The 24806-nt window shown below is 62.2% G+C and carries 15 protein-coding genes and 6 pseudogenes; 7 read left to right on the top strand and 14 right to left on the bottom strand.

Annotated elements, in window-relative coordinates:
* The first annotated feature begins 59 nt into the window (after positions 1-59).
* The 6 genes and pseudogenes from ACZ1HK_RS15105 (at position 60) to tcuB (ending at position 6868) form a co-directional block, all read left to right on the top strand.
* Positions 60-2086 (top strand): annotated as a pseudogene (locus ACZ1HK_RS15105) (tripartite tricarboxylate transporter permease).
* A complete protein-coding gene (locus ACZ1HK_RS15100; RefSeq protein WP_472629387.1) occupies positions 2083-3174 on the top strand; it encodes a 4-oxalomesaconate tautomerase in 1092 nt (363 codons plus the stop codon). The pseudogene ACZ1HK_RS15105 and the gene ACZ1HK_RS15100 overlap by 4 nt, the downstream one beginning before the upstream one ends.
* A gap of 50 nt (positions 3175-3224) precedes the next feature.
* Positions 3225-3452 carry a hypothetical protein gene (locus tag ACZ1HK_RS15095; RefSeq protein ID WP_472629386.1) on the top strand — a complete coding sequence of 76 codons (228 nt, stop codon included), beginning with the start codon at positions 3225-3227 and terminating at the stop codon, positions 3450-3452.
* A 7-nt stretch (positions 3453-3459) separates the two neighbouring features.
* Positions 3460-4428, top strand: coding sequence for a D-2-hydroxyacid dehydrogenase family protein (locus ACZ1HK_RS15090; protein WP_472629385.1), 969 nt, complete (start codon positions 3460-3462; stop codon positions 4426-4428).
* 6 nt (positions 4429-4434) lie between these two features.
* A complete protein-coding gene (gene tcuA / locus ACZ1HK_RS15085; RefSeq protein ID WP_472629384.1) occupies positions 4435-5820 on the top strand; it encodes an FAD-dependent tricarballylate dehydrogenase TcuA in 1386 nt (461 codons plus the stop codon).
* A complete protein-coding gene (gene tcuB, locus ACZ1HK_RS15080; RefSeq protein ID WP_472629383.1) occupies positions 5810-6868 on the top strand; it encodes a tricarballylate utilization 4Fe-4S protein TcuB in 1059 nt (352 codons plus the stop codon). The genes tcuA and tcuB overlap by 11 nt, the downstream gene beginning before the upstream one ends.
* A 3-nt stretch (positions 6869-6871) precedes the next feature.
* Here the strand turns inward: tcuB and cysG are convergent, their stop codons facing one another.
* The 12 genes and pseudogenes from cysG to ACZ1HK_RS15020 form a co-directional block, all read right to left on the bottom strand.
* The gene (cysG, locus tag ACZ1HK_RS15075; RefSeq protein WP_472629382.1) at positions 6872-8269 is read right to left on the bottom strand and encodes a siroheme synthase CysG; all 1398 of its coding nucleotides are present in this window, start codon (positions 8267-8269) and stop codon (positions 6872-6874) included.
* Entirely contained in the window at positions 8266-9135 is an 870-nt protein-coding gene (locus ACZ1HK_RS15070; RefSeq protein ID WP_472630845.1) for a glycosyl transferase family protein, read from the bottom strand. Before ACZ1HK_RS15070 ends, cysG begins: the two co-directional genes overlap by 4 nt.
* A gap of 90 nt (positions 9136-9225) precedes the next feature.
* Positions 9226-11850: pseudogene (locus ACZ1HK_RS15065) on the bottom strand (molybdopterin-dependent oxidoreductase).
* Positions 11850-12179: a nitrite reductase small subunit NirD gene (nirD, locus tag ACZ1HK_RS15060; protein WP_472629381.1), complete on the bottom strand. Its 330-nt coding sequence runs from the start codon at positions 12177-12179 to the stop codon at positions 11850-11852. Before nirD ends, ACZ1HK_RS15065 begins: the two are co-directional and overlap by 1 nt.
* A 93-nt stretch (positions 12180-12272) precedes the next feature.
* Positions 12273-14715: pseudogene (gene nirB, locus ACZ1HK_RS15055) on the bottom strand (nitrite reductase large subunit NirB).
* Positions 14716-14720: 5 nt separating this feature from the next.
* Positions 14721-16399, bottom strand: a pseudogene (locus ACZ1HK_RS15050) (ABC transporter ATP-binding protein).
* A gap of 11 nt (positions 16400-16410) precedes the next feature.
* A pseudogene (locus ACZ1HK_RS15045) lies at positions 16411-17482 on the bottom strand (ABC transporter permease).
* A 207-nt stretch (positions 17483-17689) separates the two neighbouring features.
* Complete coding sequence (locus ACZ1HK_RS15040; RefSeq protein WP_472629380.1) at positions 17690-19048, bottom strand: CmpA/NrtA family ABC transporter substrate-binding protein; 1359 nt, start codon at positions 19046-19048, stop codon at positions 17690-17692.
* A 452-nt stretch (positions 19049-19500) separates the two neighbouring features.
* The gene (locus ACZ1HK_RS15035; protein WP_472629379.1) at positions 19501-20340 is read right to left on the bottom strand and encodes an ABC transporter substrate-binding protein; all 840 of its coding nucleotides are present in this window, start codon (positions 20338-20340) and stop codon (positions 19501-19503) included.
* Positions 20264-20476 (bottom strand): annotated as a pseudogene (locus tag ACZ1HK_RS15030) (ABC transporter substrate-binding protein); the annotation flags it as partial. The pseudogene ACZ1HK_RS15030 and the gene ACZ1HK_RS15035, both read right to left, overlap by 77 nt.
* 26 nt (positions 20477-20502) lie before the next feature.
* Positions 20503-21087 (bottom strand): ANTAR domain-containing response regulator, encoded by a 585-nt coding sequence (locus tag ACZ1HK_RS15025; protein ID WP_472629378.1) that lies wholly within the window; start codon positions 21085-21087, stop codon positions 20503-20505.
* A gap of 200 nt (positions 21088-21287) precedes the next feature.
* Positions 21288-22118, bottom strand: a complete 831-nt coding sequence (locus ACZ1HK_RS15020) for a 2OG-Fe(II) oxygenase family protein (RefSeq protein ID WP_472629377.1) — start codon at positions 22116-22118, stop codon at positions 21288-21290.
* A gap of 285 nt (positions 22119-22403) precedes the next feature.
* On the opposite strand from ACZ1HK_RS15020, the gene ACZ1HK_RS15015 reads away from it, so the two are divergent.
* Entirely contained in the window at positions 22404-23069 is a 666-nt protein-coding gene (locus tag ACZ1HK_RS15015) for a lipoate--protein ligase family protein (protein WP_472629376.1), read from the top strand.
* A gap of 58 nt (positions 23070-23127) precedes the next feature.
* Here the strand turns inward: ACZ1HK_RS15015 and ACZ1HK_RS15010 are convergent, their stop codons facing one another.
* Both ACZ1HK_RS15010 and ACZ1HK_RS15005 read right to left on the bottom strand, forming a co-directional pair.
* Entirely contained in the window at positions 23128-23910 is a 783-nt protein-coding gene (locus tag ACZ1HK_RS15010; protein ID WP_472629375.1) for an SDR family NAD(P)-dependent oxidoreductase, read from the bottom strand.
* Between the two features lie 46 nt (positions 23911-23956).
* A complete protein-coding gene (locus ACZ1HK_RS15005) occupies positions 23957-24733 on the bottom strand; it encodes a CmcJ/NvfI family oxidoreductase (RefSeq protein WP_472629374.1) in 777 nt (258 codons plus the stop codon).
* Between the last annotated feature and the right edge of the window lie 73 nt (positions 24734-24806).

The following is a 24806-nucleotide window of genomic DNA, read 5'->3' as shown; positions in this document are numbered from 1 at the left end:
AACGTCCCTCGCGCGCTGCGCGGGGGCATCCCTTTCCCTGACCCGAAGCGGAGGCCGTCATGGATCTCTTAGCAACGGCGCTGCCTGCGCTGTCTGAAGCCTTTGGCATGATCCTGCAGCCAGCCGTGCTGGGATACCTGATCCTTGGCGTCTGCATGGGTCTGTGCATCGGGGTGTTTCCGGGTCTGGGTGGCATTGCGGGCCTGTCCCTGCTGCTGCCGTTCATGTTCGGGATGGAGCCGCTTTACGGCCTCGCCTTGATGGTCGGCATGGTGGCCGTCGTCCCAACATCCGACACCTTTGCCAGTGTGCTCATGGGGATACCCGGCTCATCGGCATCTCAAGCCACCGTGCTGGATGGCTTTCCGCTAGCCAAAAGGGCCAGGCGGCGCGGGCGCTTTCTGCGGCCTTTGCCTCATCCCTCTTCGGTGGCCTTCTGGGCGCGACGTTCCTGACATTCTTCATCCTCGCCGCCCGCCCCATCGTGCTGGCGTTCCAAACGCCTGAGCTGTTGATGGTCACGATCTTCGGCCTCTCGATGGTCGGCATCCTCGCGGGTCGCGTGGCGATCAAAGGCATCGTCGCCGCCTGCCTTGGTCTGCTGATCGGCACCATCGGCGAAGGTGCCGCTTCGGGTGAGCTGCGCATGTCCTCCTACGATCTTCCGTATCTGGTGGATGGGTTCAAACTGGTGATTGTGGGCCTCGCCATCTTCGCCATTCCCGAAATCATCGCGCTCCTTCGGCAGGACAAGGCGATCTCGGATCGGCAGCTCCTGGGCGGGGGCTGGATGACTGGCGTGAAAGATTGGTGGGCGAACAAATGGCTCTCCGTCCGCTGTTCGCTGATTGGCGTCGCGGTCGGTGTGATCCCCGGCCTTGGCGGATCCGTCGTGGATTGGATCGCCTATGGCCATGCGGTCCAGACGTCCAAGGACAAATCGCAATTCGGCTCGGGCGATATCCGGGGCGTTGTGGGGCCTGAGTCCTCCAACAACGCCAAGGAAGGCGGCGGGCTGGTCCCAACGCTTCTGTTCGGCATCCCCGGCTCTGGCTCCATGGCGATCTTCATCTCGGGCATCGCCCTTCTGGGCACCGGCCAGATCGAGGTTGGCCCCTCGATGATCAACAACAACCTCAACTTCACCTATGCCATCGTCTGGCTGCTGGCCCTCGCCAACGTCGTGGGCACGCTGATCTGTATTGGCGCCGCCGGCGGCATCGCGCGGCTGACAAGCATTCGCTTTGCTCTGCTGGCGCCTTTCCTCTTCATGATCATCGCTTTTGCCGCCTTCCAATCTCGCCAGTCGATCTGGGATCTTGTGGCGCTCTTTGGCATCGGTCTTCTGGGCATCCTCATGCGCCGGTTCGACTGGTCGCGGCCCGCCTTTCTGATCGGCTTCGTGCTCTCGGCTCCGGCGGAGCGGTACACAAACCAGGCCTATCAGATCGCCAGCTCCCGCTTCCGCCGCAGCTTTGAGGAGGGCTTGGACTACATCTTCAGCCCCATCGTCATCGTGCTGATCATCGTCACGCTGGTCTCCGTCGTGGTGGGCCTGCGGCAGGCCAAGAACATTCAGGCCGAGGGCGACGTGGTGTCCGGTAGCAAACGTGCGCCGCTGATTTTCCTGCTGGCCGTGACCGCTTATATCGGCATTGCCTACTACGACGCCGCAACGATCCCCGACTATGCCCGCACGGATCGCGTCTTCCCGGTCTTCGTGGCCACCATCGGCCTGATCGGCGGCGCGATCCTGCTGCTACAGATGCGCTTCAAGCCGGAAACCGACGCGCTCTTTGCTGATCGGGAAGTGCAGGATCGGAGCAGCAATGCCTTCGGGCTCTGGCCCACCCTTGGCTGGTTCGCGGGCCTTCTGATCCTGACATCGCTTGTTGGGTTCATCCTGGCGCTGGCCGTGTTCCTTCTGCTGTTCATCCGGTTCCGCGCCGGGAAGGGTTGGGGCTTTGCCGCCCTGTACACCGCAGCTGGCATCGCCTTCATCTGCGCCATGGCGGCGCTTCTGAACCGCGATTTCCCACCCGGCCTGCTGCAAAGCTACTTTGATCTGCCATGGCCGCTGACATGACCCAAACCGCCATCCCGTTCTGGTTCCTGCGCGGCGGCACGTCCCGCGGACCCTATTTCAAACGCTCCGACCTGCCCGAGGATCGGGAGGCCCTGGCCGAGGTTCTTGTCGCCGCCATCGGCTCCGGCCATCCGCTCAATATCGACGGCATCGGCGGCGGCAACGCCGTCACCACCAAAGTCGCCATGCTGAGCGCGTCGGAGGATGATTGGGCCGATATCGACTATTTCTTTGCGCAGGTCAGCGTTGAAGACCGATCGGTCGATTTCAAACCAACCTGCGGCAATATCCTGACAGGTGTGGGTCCCGCCGCGATCGAGATGGGTCTGGTGCGCGCAGCAGACCCTGAAACGCAAATCAACATACGTGCCGTGAACACAGGCGCGCGGGTGGTGGCAACGGTGCAAACGCCGGGGGGCGCCGTGGACTACGCAGGCGATGCAGCCATTGACGGCGTGCCGGGAACAGCCGCGCCCATTTCCTTGCAGTTCATGGACACCATAGGCGGCGCAACCGGCGCGCTCTTTCCCACGGGGCACAGGCAAGACATGATCGACGGGATCGCCGTCACCTGCATGGACGTCGCGATGCCCATGGTCATCGCCCGGGCCGAGGCGTTTGGCTTGACCGGCTATGAAAGCGCAGAGGCGCTGAACGAAAACACTGATTTCTTCGCCCGGATGGAGGCTGTACGCATCAAGGCCGGCGAAGCGATGGGCATTGCGGATGTGGCCCAGTCCGTCACGCCAAAGTTCGGCCTTCTGGCCCCTGCCAAAGACGGCGGCACCGTCGCCACGCGCTACTTCATGCCCTGGAAAACGCACCCGACAATGGCCGTGACTGGCGCGCAATGCCTTGCGGCCTGCGTGCTGACCCCGGGGTCGGTTGCAGACGGCATGACGGCAACCGACATAGCGGCCCCCGCCCGGATCATTCTCGAACATGCCAGCGGGCAAATCGAAGTCAGTGTCGACTTCTCCCGGTTCGACGGGGACATCACCCTCAAATCCGCCGGCCTCGTCCGAACCGCTCGCCTTCTGGCCCGGGGCGAGGTCATGGTGCCCCACTCCATCTGGAGGCCAGCTTGATCATTTCCGTTTTGTATACTATGGTATACAATTATGGATCGGAGCTTAAAATGCCGGATGAATACACCGAATGCCTCACCCTCGCGCACGCAGAGCTGCAGATGGCCGAACGTCTGATTACCGACGAGATCCGCACCTACCCCACACCTATCTCCGGGTGCGATGCCGTGTTCAACGGCCTGCTGGATGACCGCGCGCGGATCCGTCACGCACTGGACGCCCTGCGCACGGCAGTGTTCGTGGCCACCCCCGCACACCAACACCCAATGCAGGTGTAGAAAGCCGATGAAGGTTCACATCCTCGACGATTGGTTTGACACGCTTCAAGGGCTGCCCTGCTTCGCAAAGCTCAGCGGCCATGACGTGACCGTTTGGACGGATCACGAACCTGACCCGGCGCGTCTTGCCGACCGTGTCGCTGACGCCGAAGCCCTCGTTCTATTTCGGGAACGGACGCGCATTGGCGCTGATCTGCTGACGCGATTGCCGAACCTCCGGCTCATTTCACAACGCAGCGTCTACCCGCATATTGATGTGGAGGCCTGCAGCGCCAACGGCGTGATGCTGTGCTCCAACATGCACAGCGATACCCCGTCTTACGCGGCCGCCGAAATGACCCTCGCCCTGATCCTCTCAAGCTATCGCCAGATCCCCCAGCAGGTCGCCTCCATCCGCGCTGGCCAGTGGCAGGCAGGCGTTGGCCGAACCCTGCGCGGGCGGATATTGGGGCTCTATGGCTACGGGCGCATCGCCAAAGCAGTCGCGACCTACGCCGAGGCGTTGGGCCTGCAAGTGCAATGGTGGTCGTCCGAGGCAGGCCGCGCCCGCGCCCATGCCGACGGCGTCCGCGTGGCCGAAAGCCGCGCGGCGTTCTTCGCAACCTCCGACATTGTCAGCCTGCATGTACGCCTGAAGCCAGAGACACGCGGGATCATCACGGCCGCCGACCTTGCGGCGATGGCCCCGCGCAGCCTTCTGGTGAACACCTCGCGGTCCGGGCTGATCGCCAAAGGCGCGTTAGAGGCCGAGATTTCTAGAGACCGCATTCACGCGGCCGTGGACGTATTCGATACCGAGCCTTTGACAGACACTGACCATCCCTTGCTGACGCATCCAAACGTCCTGCCGACACCCCATATCGGCTATGTGACCGAGGATGAGTTTGATCTGCAATTCAGCGACATTTTCGATCAGGTGAATGCCTACGCCGATGGCACCCCCATCCATGTCATCAATCCAGAAGTTCGACGGTAGCAAGGCATGAAACCCACTCCCGATATCGTGGTGATCGGTGGCGGCAATGCCGCCCTTTGCGCGGCGATCACCGCGGCTGAGGCCGGGGCGCAGGTTCTGATCCTTGAAGCCGCGCCAAAGCCCTATCGCGGTGGCAATTCCCGCCACACACGCAACTTTCGATGCATGCATGACGGCCCGCTTGGCCCATTGGTCGAAAGCTATAGCGAGGATGAATACTTCGCCGATCTGATGAAAGTCACAGGCGGCAAGACCCATGAAGGGCTCGCGCGGCTGGCCATTCGCACGTCCGAGGAATGCCTTCCCTGGATGGAAGCGCATGGCGTCCGGTTTCAGCCCTCACTCTCTGGGACTCTATCACTGGCCCGCACAAACGCCTTCTTTCTGGGCGGCGGCAAAGGGTTGGTGAACGCCTATTACCGCACGGCAGCCAAGCTTGGCGTGGCTGTGGAATACGAAGCAAAGGTCACGCATCTGGAAGTTGAGGATGGCCGTGTCGTCTACCTCGATTACACGCAAAACGACATAACGCATCGGCTCGAACCCAAGTCCGTTGTGGTTGCCTCGGGCGGCTTTCAGGCCGATACCGATTGGCTCGCCCGCGCTTGGGGACCTGCGGCAAAGAACTTCCTGATCCGCGGCACGCCATACAATCGCGGCGTGGTATTGGCTGACCTTCTCGACCAGGGCGTCGAACAAGTGGGCGACCCCACACAATGCCACGCGGTCGCTATCGATGGGCGCGCGCCGAAATATGACGGCGGGATCGTAACCCGCCTCGACTGCGTGCCGTTCTCCATCGTCGTGAACAAGCACGCCGAGCGGTTCTATGATGAAGGGGAAGATGTCTGGCCCAAACGCTATGCGATCTGGGGGCGGCTCGTGGCCGCGCAACCTGATCAGGTGGGCTACGCGATCATCGATGCTCAATCCCTCGATCTTTTCATGCCATCAGTGTTCCCGCCCATCAAAGCCGACACGTTGGAGGAATTGGCCCGCATGATGGGTTTGCCCGAAGACAAATTACGCGCAACGGTGGACGCCTTTAACGCAAGTTGCGGGGATACGCGCGGCTTCAAACCAACCGAGTTGGACGGCGTGGCGACCAAGGGGCTGACGCCTCCGAAAACGAATTGGGCCCGCCCGATCACCCAGGCGCCGTTCTACGGCTACTCGCTGCGCACCGGGGTCACCTTCACATATCTGGGCCTCAAGGTGGATGAGACTGCGCAGTGCAGCATTGGCAATCGCCCGGTCAGCAATCTTTGGGCGGCGGGTGAAACGATGGCGGGCTCCATCTTGGGTCAGGGCTATCTGGCCGGGTTCGGTATGACCATCGGCACGGTCTTCGGCCGCATCGCAGGGGCGGAGGCCGCAAAACATGCAAACTGATCTTATACAAGAAGCTCGACGTCAGGCTGAAATCTGCAATGCCTGCCGGTATTGCGAAGGCTATTGCTCGGTCTTTCCCGCCCTCCACGCCAATCGCGCCTTCTCGGATGGCGACATCACGCAGCTGGCAAACCTCTGCCATAACTGCCGTGGGTGCTACTACGCCTGCCAATACACAGCGCCCCATGAATTCGACCTGAACCTGCCCGCCGCCTTGGCCGACGTGCGCCAGGACAGTTGGGAGGAGTTTGCCTTTCCACGGGTCGTCGCACGCGCCTTTCAACGAAACGGCATGGCCATCACCATTGCCGTCACGCTTTGCTTCGCGCTCCTCTTTGCGTTGGCGAAATGGGCCGGACCAAGCGACGGCGAGGGGTTTTACGCCGTCCTGTCCCACAACCTGATGGTCGCTATCTTCGCGCCCGCTTTCCTGGCGCCCTTGGCCAGCATCGCGATCAGCTTGCGGCGCTATTGGGTCGCCACGGGCGGCGGGCCCGTCCGCTTCGCACATGTGCGCGCGGCCTTTCAAAGTGCCGCAACGCTGCGCAATCTGGCAGGCGGCCATGGCGAGGGCTGCAATTTTGAGGATGAGGACCGCTTCACTCAAGCCCGCCGCCTTGCACATCAAGCCGTGCTCTACGGGTTCGCCCTATGCTTCGCCAGCACCGCGTCCGGCACGGTTCTGCACTACGCCTTCGATATGCCCGCCCCCTACGGATTGCTGTCCCTGCCCAAGCTCTTGGGCATCCCCGGCGGCATCATGATGACGTTCGGCGCGGTCTGGCTGCTTGACCTCAAGCGCAAGGCCGATCCGCTTCTGGGTGCCGCCCAGGCCCGAAGCGGCGAAGTCGCCTTCATCGCACTTCTGGGCTTTGTCGCGCTTAGCGGCTTGGTGCTCTACGCAATGGGACAGACCGCGCTTATGCCAACGCTCCTGGCGCTCCACCTCGGGTCGGTCCTGGGGTTCTTCTTGCTGATGCCGTACACGAAAATGGCCCACGGCTTCTATCGCCTGGCCGCCCTGATCCGCGACGCCCAAAGGCACTGACCCTCAGCCGCTCAATGCCAGCTGTCGCACCGGCTTGGCCGCTTCGACAGGGACAGGCCACCTGACCAGCAAGATCGCGCAACCGTCCACCTGCTCCGCCTGCAACCGCCCCGGCAAGTCCTGCAAGGTTGCCGTCAACATGTGCTCGCCCGCCTTGGACACATTCACGCACACATCGATCTGTGCCGTAGCCGGAAACCCCCGCTCGGCCAGCGCCGCGCAAATCCGATCCACCTGCCGAACGCCCATGTAGATCGCCACTGTCGTTCCCGGCACGGCATGGCGCACGCAATCGGGCAAGGGCGCATCCGCGCACCCGGTGCCCGTGGCCAGCACCAGCGTATCGGTCTCACCGCGCATCGTCAGGCTTTGGCCCAAAGATGCCGCAGCGGCGGACGCCGCCGTGACACCCGGCACGATCTCCACCGTTACGCCTGCGGCCTTCGCGGCCTCCACCTCTTCGCCCGCGCGACCAAAGATCCCCGGATCGCCCGATTTCAACCGCACGACACGCCGCCCCTTCAAGGCCTCGGCCACAATCACCTGAGAGATCTTGTCCTGCGGCCAGGCATGCGCGCCCACATGCTTGCCGACGAACACACGCTCCGCATCGCGCCGGGCGAGTTCCAGCACCTCCGGGTCCACCAACCGATCATAATAGATGACATCGGCCTCTTGCAGCCGCTCCACCGCGCGCAAGGTCAGCAGATCCCGCGCCCCCGGCCCCGCACCAACCAAAGCAATCGACCCTACGTCCTCGGCATCCGGCGCACCCCGATCCGCAATCGCCTGTTTGATCTGCCGCGCAGCCTCCCGCTCTGCGCCGCGTGTCCACGCCTCGCGGGGGGTGGATTTGAACACCCACGCCCAAAAGGCGCGCCGCTTGGCGCGAGGAACCGCGTCCGCCACCGCAGGACGCAACCGGCCTGCCAAAGCAGCCAACCCACCCAGATTGGCGGGCAACATCTGCTCAATACGGGTCTTCAGATCACGCCCCAGAACCGGGGCCGTCCCCTCTGTCCCGATGGCAATCACAACCGGGTCGCGATCCACAATGGACGGCGTGGTGATGTCGCACAGGTCCGGGCGGTCGACCACGTTGACCGGGCAATGCGCGGCCTGCGCCAATCCGTGAAGCGCCGCATCCCAGCCAGGGCAGCCCGTGGCGATGAAAGCCATGGCTGCGCCCTCGAAGTCGCCGGGCGTCAGGGGCGCGTCATGTTGAATGGCCCGCCGCTCTGCCACCAAGGCTGCCAATTCCGGCTCCAGCGTTTGCGCGGCAAGCACGATCTGGGCATCGGTTTTCAGGATCAGTCGCGCCTTCTGCGCCGCCTGCTCGCCCCCGCCAGCGATGACAATGCGCCGCCCGCTTGTGCGGAAAAACATTGGGAAACTCTTCATGCGGCCACCTCCGCGATCGAACTGAGGCGGGCGCGCCAAAGATCCTGTGCCAAGGCGTCCGCCTTTGTCTCCCCCAGGGTCCCCAAGGCCAAAGCCGCCGTGCCGATTACGATGGCCTCGGCAAAGTCATCCGTCGCCCTACCGCTCCAAAGCGCGTCCAGATCAACGCCCTCAGCCACCTCCGCCAGGCGGCGTGTATCGCCACCAAGAGCCTCAAACGAGGCCTCCCAAGCCGCGCCATCGCGCAGCCCAAATCCGGCAATCGTCTTGCCCGGGTGACGCTCAAACTCGCCACCGCCGCCCTTGATGACGCTCAGCGCCTGCCACCCAAGACGCGCTGCGGCATCGGACTGCAACAACCGATAAGAGGGATGGAATACCCCTTGCACGCTGGCCTTCGCACGACACGGGTTCAGCATCCGGGCGACCGTGTTGACGCACGATCTAAGGCCAACGACCGGGCGTAGTGCCAGTAGGTGAAACAGCGCAGGGTGCAGCTCGTCCAACGGCAGATAGACAATCCGCTTCGCGTCCAACGCCCGGGCGATCTCATCAGATGTGCGCGCAATCGGGACACCTGCCGCACCCAGATGGGCGCGCACCGCATCATCGCGGCCGTTCCATCCGTGCAACACCACTCGGTGCCCCGCCATGGCCACCAGCCGTGCCGACAAAAGGAACCAGGGCAGGCCGCGTGTCCGACCCGCTGCGTAAGATGGCCAATCGAGGTCAGCCAGCGGCAGGTCCGGGCAAGCGGATTGTGCGGCCTTGGCAAACCCCGCAATCTCATCCGCGGTCTCACCCTTCATCCGCATCAACATCAGGATCGCCCCAACTGCTTCGGGCGCCGCGCGGCCTGACAGCATGATGTCCATCGCCTGAGGCGGCTTCGGTTTGTGTCAGCGACCGCGCGCGGCCCGGTCCACGGCCCAACGTGGCGACAAAAGGCGCAAGGCTCATTCCGCCGCCTCCTTGATGCTGACTGCGCATGATCAGGCTCGCCAATTCGGGCCGGCAGGAGCCGCAGTTGGTCCCCGCCTGCAGCGCTTCGCCAATGGCCTCCACACTCATCAGGCCATCGTTTTCGATGGCCGTCACGATGGTGTTGATCCCGACGCCAAAGCAGGCACACAGGATGGCACCCGCATCGACGACATCGGCAGGGGGGCGGCCTGTCAGGTTGGCGGGGGCGGCAGTTCCGGGTAGGCCGGCGATATAGTCACGCATGATCGCGATGGGCGTCGGCCCGACGAACAGAGCAGCTTTGATATGCCCATCCTGTTCAAACGCGATGCGGGCCGTGCCGCGCGCCGGGTCACTGACCGAAATTGCAGCAGCATCGGATATCCCAAACAAGGCGCGCGCGGTGGCGTCCCAATCTTCCGGGGCCTTGTAGCCCGCCAGTTCCATGCGAAACCCGGCGCTGGTCGACGCAACGGCCCAATAATCGCAATCGGGGTTCATCTTTTCCGTTGCGACCGCAAAGCCATACCACGCCGCCTCCATCCGCTTGATCGACACGAGGGAGGCCTTGCTTTCCGGCTGGCCTGAGACGGGGTCCGTCGCGGGCGCGACCAGCGCGTCGACCCGGCCCGTTGGGGCCGTTTCCGCCGTCCAGTGCATCGGTGCAAAGGCTGGCCGGGTTGAACGGCGTCACTGAGGCGCGCCCGCAAGATGGCACGACCATAGGGGCTGGTGACTTCGACCAGGTCGGCATGTGTCACCTGCAAGGCTGCCGCGTCCTGGGGATGCAGATCAAGATAGGGCTCCGCCAGATGGCCGGACAGCCTCGGGCTCAGGCCCGTGCGCGTCATCGTATGCCATTGGTCCCGCACCCGCCCGGTGTTGAGGCGATAGGGAAATTCCGGTGTCGGCATCGCTGCGGGTGGACGCGTGGTGACAGGCAGAAGTCGCGCCTTGCCGTTCGGATGGAAAAAGCGACCATCCGCAAAGAAGCGCTCACCCGTGCCGCTGCTGGTGACGGGCCAGCGTGTCGGAGACAGGGCGTCATATTCGGCATCGCTCAGATCGGCGAGGCCCGATATGTCGAAATCCCGCCCGAAACGGCCTCCCGCGATGCCCGACAGGGCGGCATGTTCGCGGAAAATCTCGGCGGGGGTCTCATAGTCGAAGGCGGTGCCGAACCCCATCCGGCGCCCAACCTCCGCCAGGATATCCCAGTCGGGCCGTGCATGGCCCGGTGCGGGCAGAACAGCGCGCTGGCGGCTGATCGTCCGGTCGGAGTTCGTGACGGTCCCCTCCTTCTCGGCCCAGGCGGTGGCGGGCAGCAGTACATCGGCCAGACGCGCGGTATCCGTGGCACCATGTGACGTCGCTGACAACCACGAACTCGCACCCTTTGATCGCATCTCGTACCGCATCCGCGTCGGGCATCGACACGGCCGGGTTGGTGTGGATGATCCACAACGCCTTGATGCGTCCATCGCCCACCGCCCGAAACATGTCGACGGCCTTCAGACCTGGCGCCTCAGGCAAAGTGTCTGCGTTCCAGAACCCGCGCACCGCCGCACGGTGATCTGCGTTCTCAAGATCCAGATGGCAGGCCAGCATATTGGCCAACCCCCCAGCCTCGCGGCCACCCATCGCATTGGGCTGCCCGGTCACGCGTGAATGGTCCCATACCCGGCCTCCCGATCCGGCCCGTCGCAAGATGGCAGTTGAGGATCGCGTTGACCTTGTCGGACCCGCTGGTCGACTGGTTCACCCCTTGGCTGAAGATCGTGACGACCTTGTCCGTCCCGATCCACAGATCGTGAAAGGCGCGCTCTTCCTCCGGGCTCAGGCCCGTCCGCGCAGTCTCCGCGCGCGCAGCCGCAAAGCGCTGCGTCCAGCCCCTCGACATGCGCCGCATACCCCGCATCCACCGCGCCACCCGCAGCAATCGCGCGCAGCAGGCCGTTGAACACGGCCACGTCCGCGCCAGGCTCAATCGCCAGATGCAGCGCGGCACCATCGCACGACGCCGTCCGCCGTGGATCAATCACCACGATCTTCGCGCCCGAGGCCTTCACCCGCTGAAACAGCACCGGATGGCACCACGCCAGGTTTGAGCCGACGAGCACCACCAACTCCGCCTGATCCAGATCTTCATAGGTCCCCGGCACCGTATCGGTGCCAAATGCCCGCTTGTGCCCCGCCACCGTGGACGCCATGCACAGCCTTGAATTCGTATCGATATTCGCCGAGCCGATGAATCCCTTCATCAACTTGTTGGCGACATAGTAATCCTCGGTCAGCAATTGCCCCGACACATAAAACGCCGTCGCATCCTGGCCATGCTCGGCCACAACCTGCGAAAACCGATCCGCCACATGTTGCAGGGCCTCATCCCAACTGGCCTCCGCCCCATCCACCACCGGCGCGCGCAAGCGGTGCCCCAGCCCCACGGTCTCACCCAAAGCCGTGCCCTTGGAACACAGCCGCCCATGGTTCGCCGGATGCTCCGGGTCACCCCGCACCGCCAGCCCCCCGGCCCCGTCCGGGCGCAACAGCACCCCGCAACCAACGCCGCAATAGGGACAGGTGGAGCGCACCTCACCTACTGGCGCATGGCCGTCCATCACGCCGCACTCCGCGCGCTCAACGCCGTGCCGTCAATAAGGATGCGACCCGCCTCGACCCGCACCGGATAGGTCGAAATCTGCCCATCCTCGCCCTTCGCCTGGCCGGTGTTCAGATCAAAGACCCAGTTGTGCAGCGGGCAGGTCACCGACTGCCCGTGCACGATCCCTTCGACCAACGGCCCGCCCTTGTGGGGGCAGGTGTTCGATGCGGCAAACACCTCGGCCGCATCCGTGCGAAACACCGCGACGCAGCCCAGTGCGGTCTTCAACTTGCGCGCGCCGCGCAATGGCACGTCGTCCAGCGCCCCGATATCAACCCACGCCATCGGACTGCCCCTTCCTTGTTTCAAAAATACCTCGGGGAGCGCGAGGGGCTGGCCCCTCGCATCGGTCGACGCCGAAGGCGGCGAAAACCCGGCTCATTCCGCCGCCTCCAAGGTCAGGTCGGCCAGCGGCTGATAGCGCTCCGCTTTCTCCGCGGCATGCTCGGCCCAAGGGTCCTTGCGATAAATGCTTTGCGACAGCTCGAACGCTTCGATCAGGCGCGCGCGCTCGTCCAGATCCTCGATCCGCTCTTTCACCCAGTCGAGGCCCACCTTCGCCACCCACTTGTAGGGCCGATCCAGATACTTCGCGTTTTCACGGTAAAGCTGCACAAACGCGACCGTCACATCGATCGCCTCCGCCTCAGTGGCCACATCAATCAGCCGCTCGGTCTCCTTCACATCCATGCCAGCGGCCCCCGCAACACCCACCTGATAGCCGCTATCGACACAGATGATGCCCACATCCTTGCATGTCGCCTCCGCGCAATTGCGCGGGCAGCCCGAGACACCCAGCTTCACCTTGTGCGGTGTCCACGACCCCCACAAGCGCCTGCTCCAGCTTGATGCCCAAGGCCGGTGCTGTCCTGCGTGCCGAACCGGCAATGATCCGTGCCAACGCAGGTCTTCACCGTGCGAAGCCCCTTCGAATAGGCGTGGCCCGAGACCAGCCCGGCCTTGTTCAAATCGGCCCAGATCGCGGGCAAATCCTCGCCCTTCACACCCAGCAGGTCGATCCGCTGGCCCGCCCGTCACCTTCACGGTCGGCACGTTGTATTTGTCCGCCGCATCTGCAATCGCGCGCAATTCGCGGGGGTTGGTGATCCCGCCCCACATGCGCGGCACGACGCTGAAAACGTGCCGTCCTTCTGGATATTCGCGTGCTTGCGTTCGTTGATGAACCGGCTTTGCGGGTCGTCCTGATACTCCAGCGGCCAATCGGCCAGCAGGTAGAAGTTGATCGCCGGGCGGCAGACATGGCAGCCGTTGCGGGTATTCCACCCCAATTCCTGCCAGACCGCTTCCTGCGATTTCAGCGGCATCGTCTTGATCAGCCGCCGCACGTCTTCATGGGTGTGGTCGGTGCAGCCGCACACCGGCTGCGCCGCGGGCATCTGGAAGTCTTCGCCCAAGGTGACTTGCAGAAGCTGTTCGACCAGCCCCGTGCACGTCCCGCAGGATGCGCTGGCCTTGGTAGACGCACGAACGGCCCCAAGATCACCCGCGCCACCCTCGATCGCCTCAACAATGGTGCCTTTGCAAACGCCGTTACAGCCACAGATCTCCGCATCAAGCGGCAAGGCTGCAACGGCTGAGAGAGGGTCCGCAGTGTCGCCCCCTGATAGGCAGGCCCGAAGATCAGCGTCTCCCGCATCTCCTCAATGTCCGTGCCGTCACGGATCAGGCCAAAGAACCAGCTGCCATCGGCTGTGTCACCATACATGACGGCCCCGACCAGCTTGTTATCTTCTATAACAAGTCGCTTGTAGACGCCCCGCGACGGGTCGCGGAACACGATGTCTTCACGGCCCTCGCCATCGGCGAAATCGCCCGCGCTGAACAGGTCGCAGCCCGTCACCTTCAGCTTGGTCGAAAGTGATTTTTGCACAAAGGCAGCCTCTTCCCCCAGCAGGGTTTGGGCGAGCACCTTGGCTTGGTCGTAGAGCGGAGCGACAAGGCCAAAGATCGCACCCCGATGCTCCACACATTCGCCAACCGCGAAGATATCTTCGTCAGACGTGCAGAGCTGGTCATCCACGTGGATGCCCTTGCCCACCGCCAGTCCGGCGGCTTGTGCCAACGCGACATTGGGCCGAATGCCCACCGCCATGACCAACAGGTCACAGGGCAGTTCCGTGCCATCGTCCAGCAGTCAGCGCGCTGCACCTTGACCGTTTTCGCCGACAATCTCCTTCGAGTTCGCCTGCAACTTGATCGTGATGCCCTTGTCTTCCAGCGACTTGCGCAGAAGATAGCCCGCCGCCTCGTCCAACTGCCGCTCCATCAGGTGGCCCATGATGTGCACGACCGTCACAGCGACACCCCGCGCGGCCATGCCCGCGGCAGCTTCAAGGCCCAACAACCCGCCACCAATCACAACGCATTTCTGACCGGCAGTCAGGCCCATCATCCGCTCGGTGTCTTCCAGATCGCGGTAGGCAATGACACCCTCCAGATCATGGCCCGGAAGCGGGATCATGAACGGGTTCGATCCCGTGCCGAAGATCAGTTTGTCATACGGAACGTGGCCGTTCTCGCCCACGACAACCTTTGCATCGCGGTCAATCTCCAGAACCTTCTCGCCGAACCGCGTGGAAATGCCCCTCTCGGCGTACCAGGCGTCGTCATGGGTGACGATGTCGGCATAGGTCTGGTCGCCCGCCAAGACGGGCGACAGCATGATGCGGTTATAATTCCCGCGCGGCTCCGCGTTGAACAGCGTGATGTCGAAGGCGTCGGGTGCGGCATCGGTCAGGTGCTCCAGCACCCGACCCGAGGCCATCCCCGCGCCAATCACAACGAGTTTCTGCTTGGTCATGTCAGCTACTCCGCCGCAATCGCCGGGGCCGCTTTGGCCTTCGGTTTGGGTTTGGCGCCATGCTCATATTCCTCAAGGAAATCGAGCACATCCTGCCGGTAGGTGTAGTAATCCGGATGCTCCAACAGCGCCTTGCGCGTGCGCGGGCGCGGCAGGTCGACTTCGGTGATCTTGCCAATCGTGGCCTGCGGCCCGTTGGTCATCATCACGACACGGTCGGCCAGCAAGATCGCCTCATCCACGTCATGCGTCACGCAGATCGCCGTCACCTTGGTGCGGCTCCACACTTCCATCAGCACTTCCTGCAATTCCCACCGGGTCAGGCTGTCCAACATCCCAAACGGCTCATCCAGCAGCAGCAGCTTCGGCGACAACGCAAAGGCCCGCGCGATGCCGACCCGCTGCTTCATCCCGTTCGACAGATCCACGGCCGGCCTTGTCCATCGCATCGGCCAGACCCACCCGCTCAAGGTAGTATTCCACCACATCCTGGCGCTCAGCCCGGCTCGCCTTCGGATAGACCTTGTCCACCCCAATCGCGCAGTTCTCCCGTGCCGTCAGCCACGGGAACAGCGAGGGCGACTGGAACACCACCGCGCGCTCCGGATCCGCGCCTTCCACGCCGACACCATCCAGCTTGATCGCGCCTTTGCTGATCTCGTTCAAACCCGCCACCATCGTCAGCGCCGTGGACTTGCCACACCCCGAATGCCCGATGAGGCGTGATGAACTCGCCCTTCCGCAGCTTCAGGTCGAAATCCTCCACCACCGTCAGCGGACCCTTCGGCGTCGGATACACCTTATGCACCTTGGAGAACTCCAGATACCGGTCCTCCAGCGCACGACTGCGCGGCGTTCTTCACCGCCACCGGCACGCCATGGATCGGCGTCACCTCGGGCAACACACGCGTAGCCCTCGACCTTCGCCTCGATCCCCACATCCATCAGGTACGTCGTCACCTCGGCCCGCAGCCGCTTGAACTCCGCATCGTTGTTCATCGCCGACCGGTCCCGCGGCCGCGCAATGCCCACCTCAATCGGGTCCGCCAGCGTCCCGTCGGGGTTTAGCGGAATGATCCGATCCGCCAGCAAGATCGCCTCATCCACATCATTGGTGATCAGCACACAGGTCTTTTTGTCTGCCTCCCAGATCCGCTCGATCTCTTCGGCCAGATTGCCCCGCGTCAGCGCATCCAAGGCGCTCAACGGCTCATCCAGAAGAAGCATCTCGGGGTCCATGGCCAGTGCACGCGCGACGTTAACGCGCTGACGCATGCCCCCCGAGAGCTCTGCGGGACGCCGCGCAGCCGCGTGCCCCAAACCGACCATCTCAACATATTTCGAAACCTTTGCGGCCTTCTCAGCCTTGCTGAGATCCGGGAACATCGTATCAACCGCCAGGCTCACATTGCCGTTCACCGTCAGCCACGGCATCAGCGAATAGTTCTGGAAGATCACACCGCGCTCCGGCCCCGGCTCCGTCACGGGCGTCGCCCTTGAACAGGACCTCTCCCTTTGTGGGCATCTCAAGGCCCGCCATCAGGTTGATCAGCGTGGTCTTGCCGGTGCCCGAGAAGCCCAGCAGCACCAGAAACTCCCCTTCCGCGACCTCGAGGTTGATGTCCTTCAGCACCGGCGTTTCGCCAAAGCTCTTGGACACATTCTTCAGCTCCAGAAATGCCATGCTGCCAGACCTCAGCGATTGTTGGTGAAGGTGAAAAGCGACTGGATCGTGTACATCAGGCGATCCAGCAGGAAGCCGATGATACCGATGGTCAGAACCGCCACCATGATCTTGGCCAGGCGACTGGCTCGACCCATTCTGGAACTCGTCCCAAACAAATTTGCCAAGGCCCGGGTTCTGCGCCAGCATCTCCGCCGCGATCAGAACCATCCAGCCGACGCCGAGGCTCAGGCGAAGACCCGTGAAGATCAGCGGCAAGGCCGAGGGCAGAACCAGCTTCTGGATCTTCGTCCAGGTTCCCATCTTCAGAACCTTCGAGACGTTGACCAGATCCTTGTCGATGCTCGCCACACCCAGCGCCGTGTTGATCAACGTGGGCCAAAGCGAACAGAGCGTCACAGTAATGGCCGACACGATAAACGATTTCTCGAACAACCCATCATCAGCAGCCAGCGCCGAGACAACGATGGACACAATCGGCAACCAGGCCAGCGGGCTGACCGGTTTGAAGACCTGGATGATCGGGTTCAGCGCGGCATTTGCTGTGGCCGAAAGACCGGCGGCAATGCCCAGCGGGACGGCGACGATGGTGGCGATCAGGAAGCCGAAGAAGACCGTCTTAATGGAGGTCCAAATCTGCTGATAGTAGGTCGGCGCGCCGGTGAAATCGCGGATTGGGCGCGGCTCTTCTCCGGCGGCGATCCGGTCGGCATTGCGCTGCTCCTGCCGTTCGTAGAAATCGGCGGCCCGGTCGCGGGTGCGCTGCGCGTCTTCGTTCAGGTTGCCCACCTGTTCCCAGACTTGCGCCGGGCCGGGGATCGCGCCGAGCGAGGTTTGAACCTGCGGCGCCAGAGTTGCCCACAGCAAAAGGAACCCTGCAATGGCCAGCAACGGCACCCCCAACAAACGCCAGATCTCGCCGCCTTGCGCTTTGGGGTTATCGCCCGCCGCAATCCGCAGCATCGGCGTGATCCAGGCCAGCCCCAGAACCTTGAACCAGGTGTCGGCCTTGTTGATCCGGGTGAAGGTCCGCTCGCGGCGCGCCTCGCGGTCTGCGTCGAAATTCGGGTCTACCGTCGTCATGTCTCTCGCGTCCTTTTCTGCATCGCAGCGTGGGCAGCTGGAAAAGGCGGCGAAGGGGCGTGTAACTACAATTGTAGTTACAAAAAAACTACAGATTCACTACAGCTTCATTACGCCGGTTTCGTCGCCTGTTTTTTGGCATTGCCACGGGCGCTATGTGTTCGCGCCCGCAGCGTAGGGTGGGCGAAACCCACCGATTGGCTGAGATCAGCCGCCTGTCACGGCACCGTCGACCACCACCTCATCGCCGGTCAGACCAATCGGGAACGCGTCGATATAGGCGTTGGGGAAGCGGCCATCATATGTAATGCCGTCAATCATCTCGGATACCGGCTCCCGGAAGCCATCGGTGTCCCAGGGGAAGTCGGCTTCAAGCGCCAGACCGTCATCCACCAGCGACCGCGCGGCCTCCAGATAGATGTCCGGGCGATACACCTGTGCCGCGACCTCATGATACCACTCGTCCGTCTGCGGCTCGGCAATCTGGCCCCAGCGACGCATCTGCGTCAGGTACCACACCGCGTCGGAATAATACGGGTAGGTCGCGTAGTAGCGGAAGAAGACATTGAAGTCGGGGATCTCGCGCACATCGCCCGGCTCGAACTCAAACGTGCCGGTCATCGAGGCCGCGATCACCTCGGCATCCGCGCCCACATATTCGGGCCAGGACAGCATCTCTACCGCTTCTTCCCGGTTGGCATTGTCGTTCTCGTCAAGCCACATGCCGGCCCGGATCAGGGCGCGAACGATGGCTCGTGTGGTGTTGGGGTTCTCTTCCGCGAACTCTTCGGTGATGCCGAAGACCTTCTCAGGATTGTTCGGCCACAGCTGGTAGTCGGTGATCACCGGTACGCCGATCCCGCGCTGCACCGCCTGCTGGTTCCACGGCTCGCCCACGGCGTAACCGAAAATCGTGCCGGCCTCCAAAGTGGCAGGCATCTGCGGCGGAGGCGTCACCGACAGGAAGACGTCCGCATCGATGGTTCCTGTAATGTCGTCAGGGCTGTAGAAGCCCGGGTTCAGCCCGCCAGCCGCCAGCCAGAAGCGGATTTCGTAGTTGTGCGTGGAGACCGGGAAAACCATGCCCATGTCGAAGCGCGTGCCCTCATCGCGGTATTGCTCGACCACCGGAACCAGCGCCTCGGCGCTGATCGGGTGCTGCGGGCGGCCATCGTCCATCGACGGGATATGCGGGCGCATCAGATCCCAAACCTCGTTCGATACGGTGATGCCGTTGCCGTTCAGATCCATCGAGAACGGCGTGATGATATTGGCCTGCGTGCCGTAACCGATTGTAGCCGCGATGGGCTGACCTGCCAGCATGTGGGCACCGTCGAGCGTGCCGTCGATGACGCCATCCAGCAGAACGCGCCAATTGGCCTGCGCTTCGAGGGTGACGAAAAGACCCTCGTCCTCGAAGTAGCCCAGTTCGTAGGCCACAGCGAGCGGCGCCATGTCGGTCAGTTTGATGAAGCCGAAGGTCAGCTCGTCAATCTCCAGCTCCTGCGCCGCCAACGGCGCGCTGAGGGCTGTGGTCGCAGCGAGCGCTGCAAAAAGGCGTTTCATGGATGGTCTCCTACCTGATGCCCGACGCGCATTTTTTGGGAGGAGGCGCGAAGGGCGAAAAATGACAAAAGCCGCTGACACACGCTGCACAGATCGCAGCGGCATCGAGCGGCTTTGCTCAGACATCCCGGTCGGTGGGAAGAAAGGGTGTGTGAAGACGCCATTGCCTTCGACACGCCTAGGATTGCGAGTGCTGTGTGGGCACGCAAGCCCGTTTGCGTTTTGGTCAGTTGTAAATGCTGCACTGCCGCAACTTTCGGGCGAATTTGCCCAAAACTTGTGCGTCACGCCTCAAACGGATCAAAAATGCGTCCGTCAAAAAAAGCATCCGGCCCCAAAACAATCTCCCCCGAGTCGACCCCACCGCCATGGGACTGTAGAGAGAGCCTTCTACTTTTTCAGAGGCGCCTGGCATGTCTGCGCCAATTCCATCCAGCGCAAAACGGTATTGATCACTTCGGAAGACATCCGCTGCGCTGGATCATTGCAGCAGGCACATCCAATCCTGTTCGTAGCGCAAGGCGATGTGCGATCCACTTGCCCTGGCTTCGCCAAGGGAAGGTCGCGGCGCTGTTGTGGAATTCGAGGAACGCGGGCACGTCCCGAAGCTCTCCGCCCGGTGAAATTGCCAGCTTTCCCGTCAAGGCCCGGTCGACGATTTCGGAAGGAACATCCAGCCATTGCGGACGGCTCAAGAGCTCTGCCGCCGCGGTTCGGCTTGCCGGATCGGCCAGCCACCGGCTTGCGCGCCAGACGGAGCGGATCAGACGGCCCAACAGATGCGGTTCGGTTTCCGCCCATTCGGCGCGTGTGGCCAAGACCTTTTCGGGGGCGAAATTCCAAATCGCCCGGCCCGGCAAAAGGAGCGCGCCGACATGGCCTTCCACAGCCATCGATCCCCATGGCTCCCCAACGCAGAATGCATCGATCTCGCCCTCGGCCAGAGCCTGCGCCATCATCGGCGGCGGAACAGTTCGGATCTTCAACGGTATGCCACGCAACGGGGTCGCCTCGCGCCAGATCTCGATCAACTCGATATGCATCGAGAAGGGAAACGGCACGCCAATAGTCAGCCCGTGCGGGGCCACCTTTGCGAGGGCGGCCCCGGCGCCATGAGCGTCCTCGAAATCGAAAAGATACCCAATGTCTCGTAAGTTGGCCTCTAACGCTGCGGCTGACCCCGATGGCGTTTCCGTTGACCGACAGAACCGAGACGGCGGAGAGGGCCGTACTAACCCCACCCAAGCCCAAAGCCATGGCGACCGGAACCACCGACAACAGATGCGCCACATCAACGCGCCCGAAGGCCAGCATATCGCGTACCGAAGACCATGACGGGGCCGGGATTAAATCGAGGGCGAGGCCCTCGGCCTCTGCAAACCCCATTTCCTGGGCAACGATTAACGGAGCGGCGTCAACCAGCGGCATATACGCAACGGAGACCGAGACCGACTTCATCGGAGCAATCCTGCCGTTGTGACCAATGACTGCGCAACCTCGGCCACCCGCATTCCCTGATCCATGGCTGCTCTGCGAAGGATGGCATAGGCCTCTTCCTCGTCGACTTGCCTTGCCTTCATCACAAGGCCCTTGGCACGATCGATCACCTTGCGTTCTTCGAGGGCGCGACGGGTTTCATCCAGTTCGGTCCTCATCTGGCGCATGATCTGAAACCGAGCGATGGCCGCGTCAATGACCGGTTTGAGGCGATCAGGGTGCAACCCATCCACGACGTAAGCTGTTACGCCCGCCTCAACCGCAGCCCTTGCAAGGCCCCCTGCCGCACCTGACACGAACATGGCAACCGGTCGTTCCAGCGGGCCCGACGCGAGGGTCAATTCCTCGATGACGTCGCGGGTCGGGTGATCAATGTCTATCAGGACGATGTCGGGGCTATAGGCGGCGATCCGGCGCGCCAGGCCTGTCATGTTTCCAATCACATGCACGTCATTCTCGCCCTCATCTTTGAGGGCGTCGACAATTGCAATCGCGCGATCACGATCTTCTTCGACGACAACAATTGTGAGAGCGGTGCGCATGGTGACGCCGTGGATTGGCGCAACGGGCGGGAACTTCAACTGGTTTCCAGCACCCACCCTGCGCCGGGGCGAACCCTGCCGAAAAGTTAGGCTTAACGTGCTGCTATGGGTTCAAATTCGATCACCCGCACGATGTGAAAGGGCCGCCCTAGACGGAGGCCCATGCGTGTTAGAACGGCGCGAAGCCGTCGTTTTTTGCGTCAGGCATCGACCAGCGTTCCTTGGCACTTGCGGCCTTCACAGGCCCACCTGATGGCGGAATCTGCCCGTGGTCGCCGATGAAGCCACAGCACGAAATTGAAACGCTCGCCCTTGGTGATCGGTTCTGACGCATGGGGGACGCTGCCATGGTGGATCAGGGCCGTGCCGGGTTCAAATGAGAGTTTCTCGACCCGGCGCGACACAGGATCAATGAAGCTGACCGCGGAGCCGTCGTAATCCTCACCCGGCAAGTTGAAGTTGATGTTGAGCGTCACAGCGGACGCGTCGGTATGCGGGCGCAGGGACGTATCCTTGTTCGCCTGCCACTGGATCGAGAAGCCAAACGTCTGGGTGTCGTACCCCATCACATCCGGGAACAGCAGCCGCGAAATCGGGCGCATGTAGCGGTTCATCAGGTCTTGGTAAAACGTCTGGAAGGTTGGCGCGGCCAAATACCCTTCGGACCTGGGGTCCAGCATGGCGCCACCGCGGTTCAACGAGATTCCGTAAGGCGGACGCAGGGGGATCTCAGCATTGGAAACGGCGTCCATATGGGTGCGCAGGGTCGAAATTCTTTCGATATCGAAAAATTGTGCGCGATAGACGCCAGGGAACACTTCCTGCCAGAGGTCGCGTACTGCAGCCTCGGTGGTGGGATCGGCCCACGCGGCCTCGACAGCGCTGCGCAGGCGCGGATCGAAAACGGAGCTATCGAGCTTCGGGCTACTGCCATTCAGACCTGATTCCCATTCCGCCCAGGCTTTCTCGAATTCGGCTTTGTTGGTGTTCCAGAAGTGTTGGACGGATGGGATGTCTTTGCAGCACGGCATCGCGCGAAGGGCGTTCGACGGTGCGCGCGTGCTGCAGCGGTGTGAGTGTCATTGTCTCGTCTCCCGAATGGCGCTCATCTGTGCCTTGGGGAAGATGTATTTTCTTCCTTTGGGCCAATAAAGAAGCCCGTATCGAAATCAGAATTCGGTTTGTGGATATAAATGCCCCGATCTCGACTTAAGTCGCGATCGACTTCGATGGATAATCGCGTGCTGGACGACGAACGGGTTGGTGGCTTACTGAACCTGAGCCGTAGAAGGTCGAACACCCGTGAGCCCGGAGCCATGATCACAAAAGTAGAAACCGCGGCCGAAGGTCTGGCTTTCGAGCATGGGTTGTTTGAGTCAGGCGGGCAGCAGGTTGGGCTTTGGTCAGCAGCGTCCCGCGCCGTGGTCTGCCCAAGACGCTTTGAGAAGAAGGCGGGCTTTGACGCGGCGGCGCGGGACTTGGAGGGGCTTGGATACCCTGTTCATCTGCGTCCCACCGGCGGCGGTGCTGTGCCGCAAGGGCCCGGGAGCGTAAACATTGCTCTCGCGTTTGACGCGCCGAATGGCTTTACGATCGAAGCGGGCTACCGGTTGCTGACGCAGATCATCATCGATGGGCTTGGCCCGCATGGTTCCCGGCTGAAAACCGGAGACACCCCGGGCAGCTTTTGCGACGGCGCCTGGAACCTATCGGTCGACGGACGCAAACTTGTTGGCACGGCCCAAAGACTTCGCCCCATCGGCGGAGGCCGTCAGCGCGTTTTGGCCCACGCCCTGATCCTTGCCGACGAAAGCTACACGCCCGGCGCGGACGCGGTTGCCACCTTTCACGAGTGCCTTGAGCTTCATCCTATTGAGAAGAGCGTGCATACCAGTTTGTCTACCGCATTCGGGTTTGGCGACTTTCCCTCCAACGCTCTTCTGGACGCCGCACAAAACGCATTGAGCGGGTTGGATCCGTAGCCCACCAGTTGCGATTTTTCCGCAACAATGGAGCTCTGCGTGTAGGAGGCCTTGTGCGTTAGGTCCCGGTGATCTCTTTCAAGGCTGACATCACGGCCGCCACCTGATTTGGATCGCTCGCGGCGCCGTGGGGCGGGGCAAAACGGCCGCTGTCGTTGTCAAAGTACTTTCCAGAGGCGTTGGCGAAGTCCACTCCGGTTGCAGCGGCGACCAGAATATCTGCCCCAATGCTCAGATCGTTGCCAGCCACGCCAAAACCTTCCTTGACCATCTTCGAGGCAAGCAAGGACCCTGGGTTGACTGAGACGACGACAGGACCGTCGGGAACCTCTTTGGCGATCTCGGCACTCCAGATTGTGATGGCCAGTTTGCTTTGCGCATAGGCCTCCATATCGCCCATCGGGCGGAAGGAGGTCATAGCCTCAACGTCAACGGGGGCTTGCGCCGCGGACGACAAATTCACCACGCGACCATCTTTCGTCATGATCGGCATCAACGCTCGCGTCAGGATATACGGAGCGATCGTGTTGACGTCGAACCGGATATCTCGCCCTGCTTCGGTCTTGATATGGGGCGCTTTCAGCACGCCGGCATTGTTTATGAGTACGTCCAGCGTGTCGTGGTCCGACAGTATCGCGTCAGCCATCGCTTGAACCTCACCCATTTTGGAAAGGTCCGCCTGATAAGTCATTGATGTGCCGCCAACCTGCGCCGCGGCTCTAGCGAGCTTCTCGGCGCTGCGTCCGTGCAGAAGCACCTTATGGCCTTCGCCGGCAAGTTTCTGTGCTGTTAGCAGGCCAATGCCGTCGGTGGCGCCCGTGATCAGAATTGTCTTTGTCATGTTCTAGCCCTTTGGTCTTGCGCGTCGGTAAGTGGAGCCGCCCGCGCTAGTAACGAATGATCGTGCGGCTTTCGATGCTGGTGCGGATGGTTTCGATCGTCGGATCTTCGGCCATGTCCACAGCGCTATGGCCCACGGAGTGCAGGCCCTGATTGTCGTAGATGTTGAAAATTGCGACCTCATCCGGTGTCATCTTCGATTGGTAGATCCACTGATGGGCGTCGTTCGCCGCCAGTCCCATGATATGGCCCCGCCGATCGGGATAGATCAGGTCGATCAAGATCCAGTCTTCGTCCTCGACGGTGTCGGGCTTCAGAAAAGCCAAAGGCGCTGAGTTGATTGGATGAAGCACAGGCCGCCAGACGTTGATGAACGCATAGTGCCCGTCAGACCATGCCTGCGCGCGGTCTGCACCCAAGATATCGACAAGTCGGATCTTGGCGCCTTCCTCACTGTAATCACTGTGTACGTTTCGAGCCGGCTTCCGGTTGGACGCGGGATCATCCTCGCGGATTGTGTGATCAAAGATGACCACTTCCTTTGCACCCAGCATGTCGGACAGAAATCGGGTCAATTCCGTGTCGTAGTTGGCTTGCCACGTGTCGCCTTCAAAATGTGTGACGGACGACGGAAAGGTCGCGAAAGCGATCCCATCTTTTTCAAATGAAACGCATGCGTCGCTTGCCCTGATGTCGTGCAACTGAACCTCAGTCGACGCTAGTTCAGGCGAGACGAGTTTGCCGACGACCCCATCTGCATCAATCTCAAAGGCCTGACGCTCAGATTTGTGGACGTGGTAATTGACCGTTCCAGTACGTGGCATCTGTGTTCTCCGGACGCAGCTTTGTTCCCTTCAACCAGATATCCGGCATTGATTGCCGCATATAAACGGCCCA

The organism is Gymnodinialimonas sp. JB5-7 (genome assembly GCF_055693405.1).
The sequence above is the reverse complement of the archived record's forward strand: the minus strand, read 5'-3'. Positions and strand labels throughout refer to the sequence as shown.

Excerpts from the sequence above, each read along its gene's own strand:
- ACZ1HK_RS15015 (WP_472629376.1), top strand. The coding sequence starts at position 22,404 with ATGATCACAAAAGTAGAAACCGCGGCCGAAGGTCTGGCTTTCGAGCAT.
- ACZ1HK_RS15025 (WP_472629378.1), bottom strand. The coding sequence starts at position 21,087 with ATGCGCACCGCTCTCACAATTGTTGTCGTCGAAGAAGATCGTGATCGC.
- ACZ1HK_RS15040 (WP_472629380.1), bottom strand. The coding sequence starts at position 19,048 with ATGAAACGCCTTTTTGCAGCGCTCGCTGCGACCACAGCCCTCAGCGCG.
- tcuA (WP_472629384.1), top strand. The coding sequence starts at position 4,435 with ATGAAACCCACTCCCGATATCGTGGTGATCGGTGGCGGCAATGCCGCC.
- ACZ1HK_RS15090 (WP_472629385.1), top strand. The coding sequence starts at position 3,460 with ATGAAGGTTCACATCCTCGACGATTGGTTTGACACGCTTCAAGGGCTG.
- ACZ1HK_RS15070 (WP_472630845.1), bottom strand. The coding sequence starts at position 9,135 with ATGCTGTCAGGCCGCGCGGCGCCCGAAGCAGTTGGGGCGATCCTGATG.
- ACZ1HK_RS15010 (WP_472629375.1), bottom strand. The coding sequence starts at position 23,910 with ATGACAAAGACAATTCTGATCACGGGCGCCACCGACGGCATTGGCCTG.
- nirD (WP_472629381.1), bottom strand. The coding sequence starts at position 12,179 with ATGGCGTGGGTTGATATCGGGGCGCTGGACGACGTGCCATTGCGCGGC.
- ACZ1HK_RS15035 (WP_472629379.1), bottom strand. The coding sequence starts at position 20,340 with ATGTGGCGCATCTGTTGTCGGTGGTTCCGGTCGCCATGGCTTTGGGCT.
- tcuB (WP_472629383.1), top strand. The coding sequence starts at position 5,810 with ATGCAAACTGATCTTATACAAGAAGCTCGACGTCAGGCTGAAATCTGC.
- cysG (WP_472629382.1), bottom strand. The coding sequence starts at position 8,269 with ATGAAGAGTTTCCCAATGTTTTTCCGCACAAGCGGGCGGCGCATTGTC.
- ACZ1HK_RS15005 (WP_472629374.1), bottom strand. The coding sequence starts at position 24,733 with ATGCCACGTACTGGAACGGTCAATTACCACGTCCACAAATCTGAGCGT.
- ACZ1HK_RS15100 (WP_472629387.1), top strand. The coding sequence starts at position 2,083 with ATGACCCAAACCGCCATCCCGTTCTGGTTCCTGCGCGGCGGCACGTCC.
- ACZ1HK_RS15095 (WP_472629386.1), top strand. The coding sequence starts at position 3,225 with ATGCCGGATGAATACACCGAATGCCTCACCCTCGCGCACGCAGAGCTG.
- ACZ1HK_RS15020 (WP_472629377.1), bottom strand. The coding sequence starts at position 22,118 with ATGCCGTGCTGCAAAGACATCCCATCCGTCCAACACTTCTGGAACACC.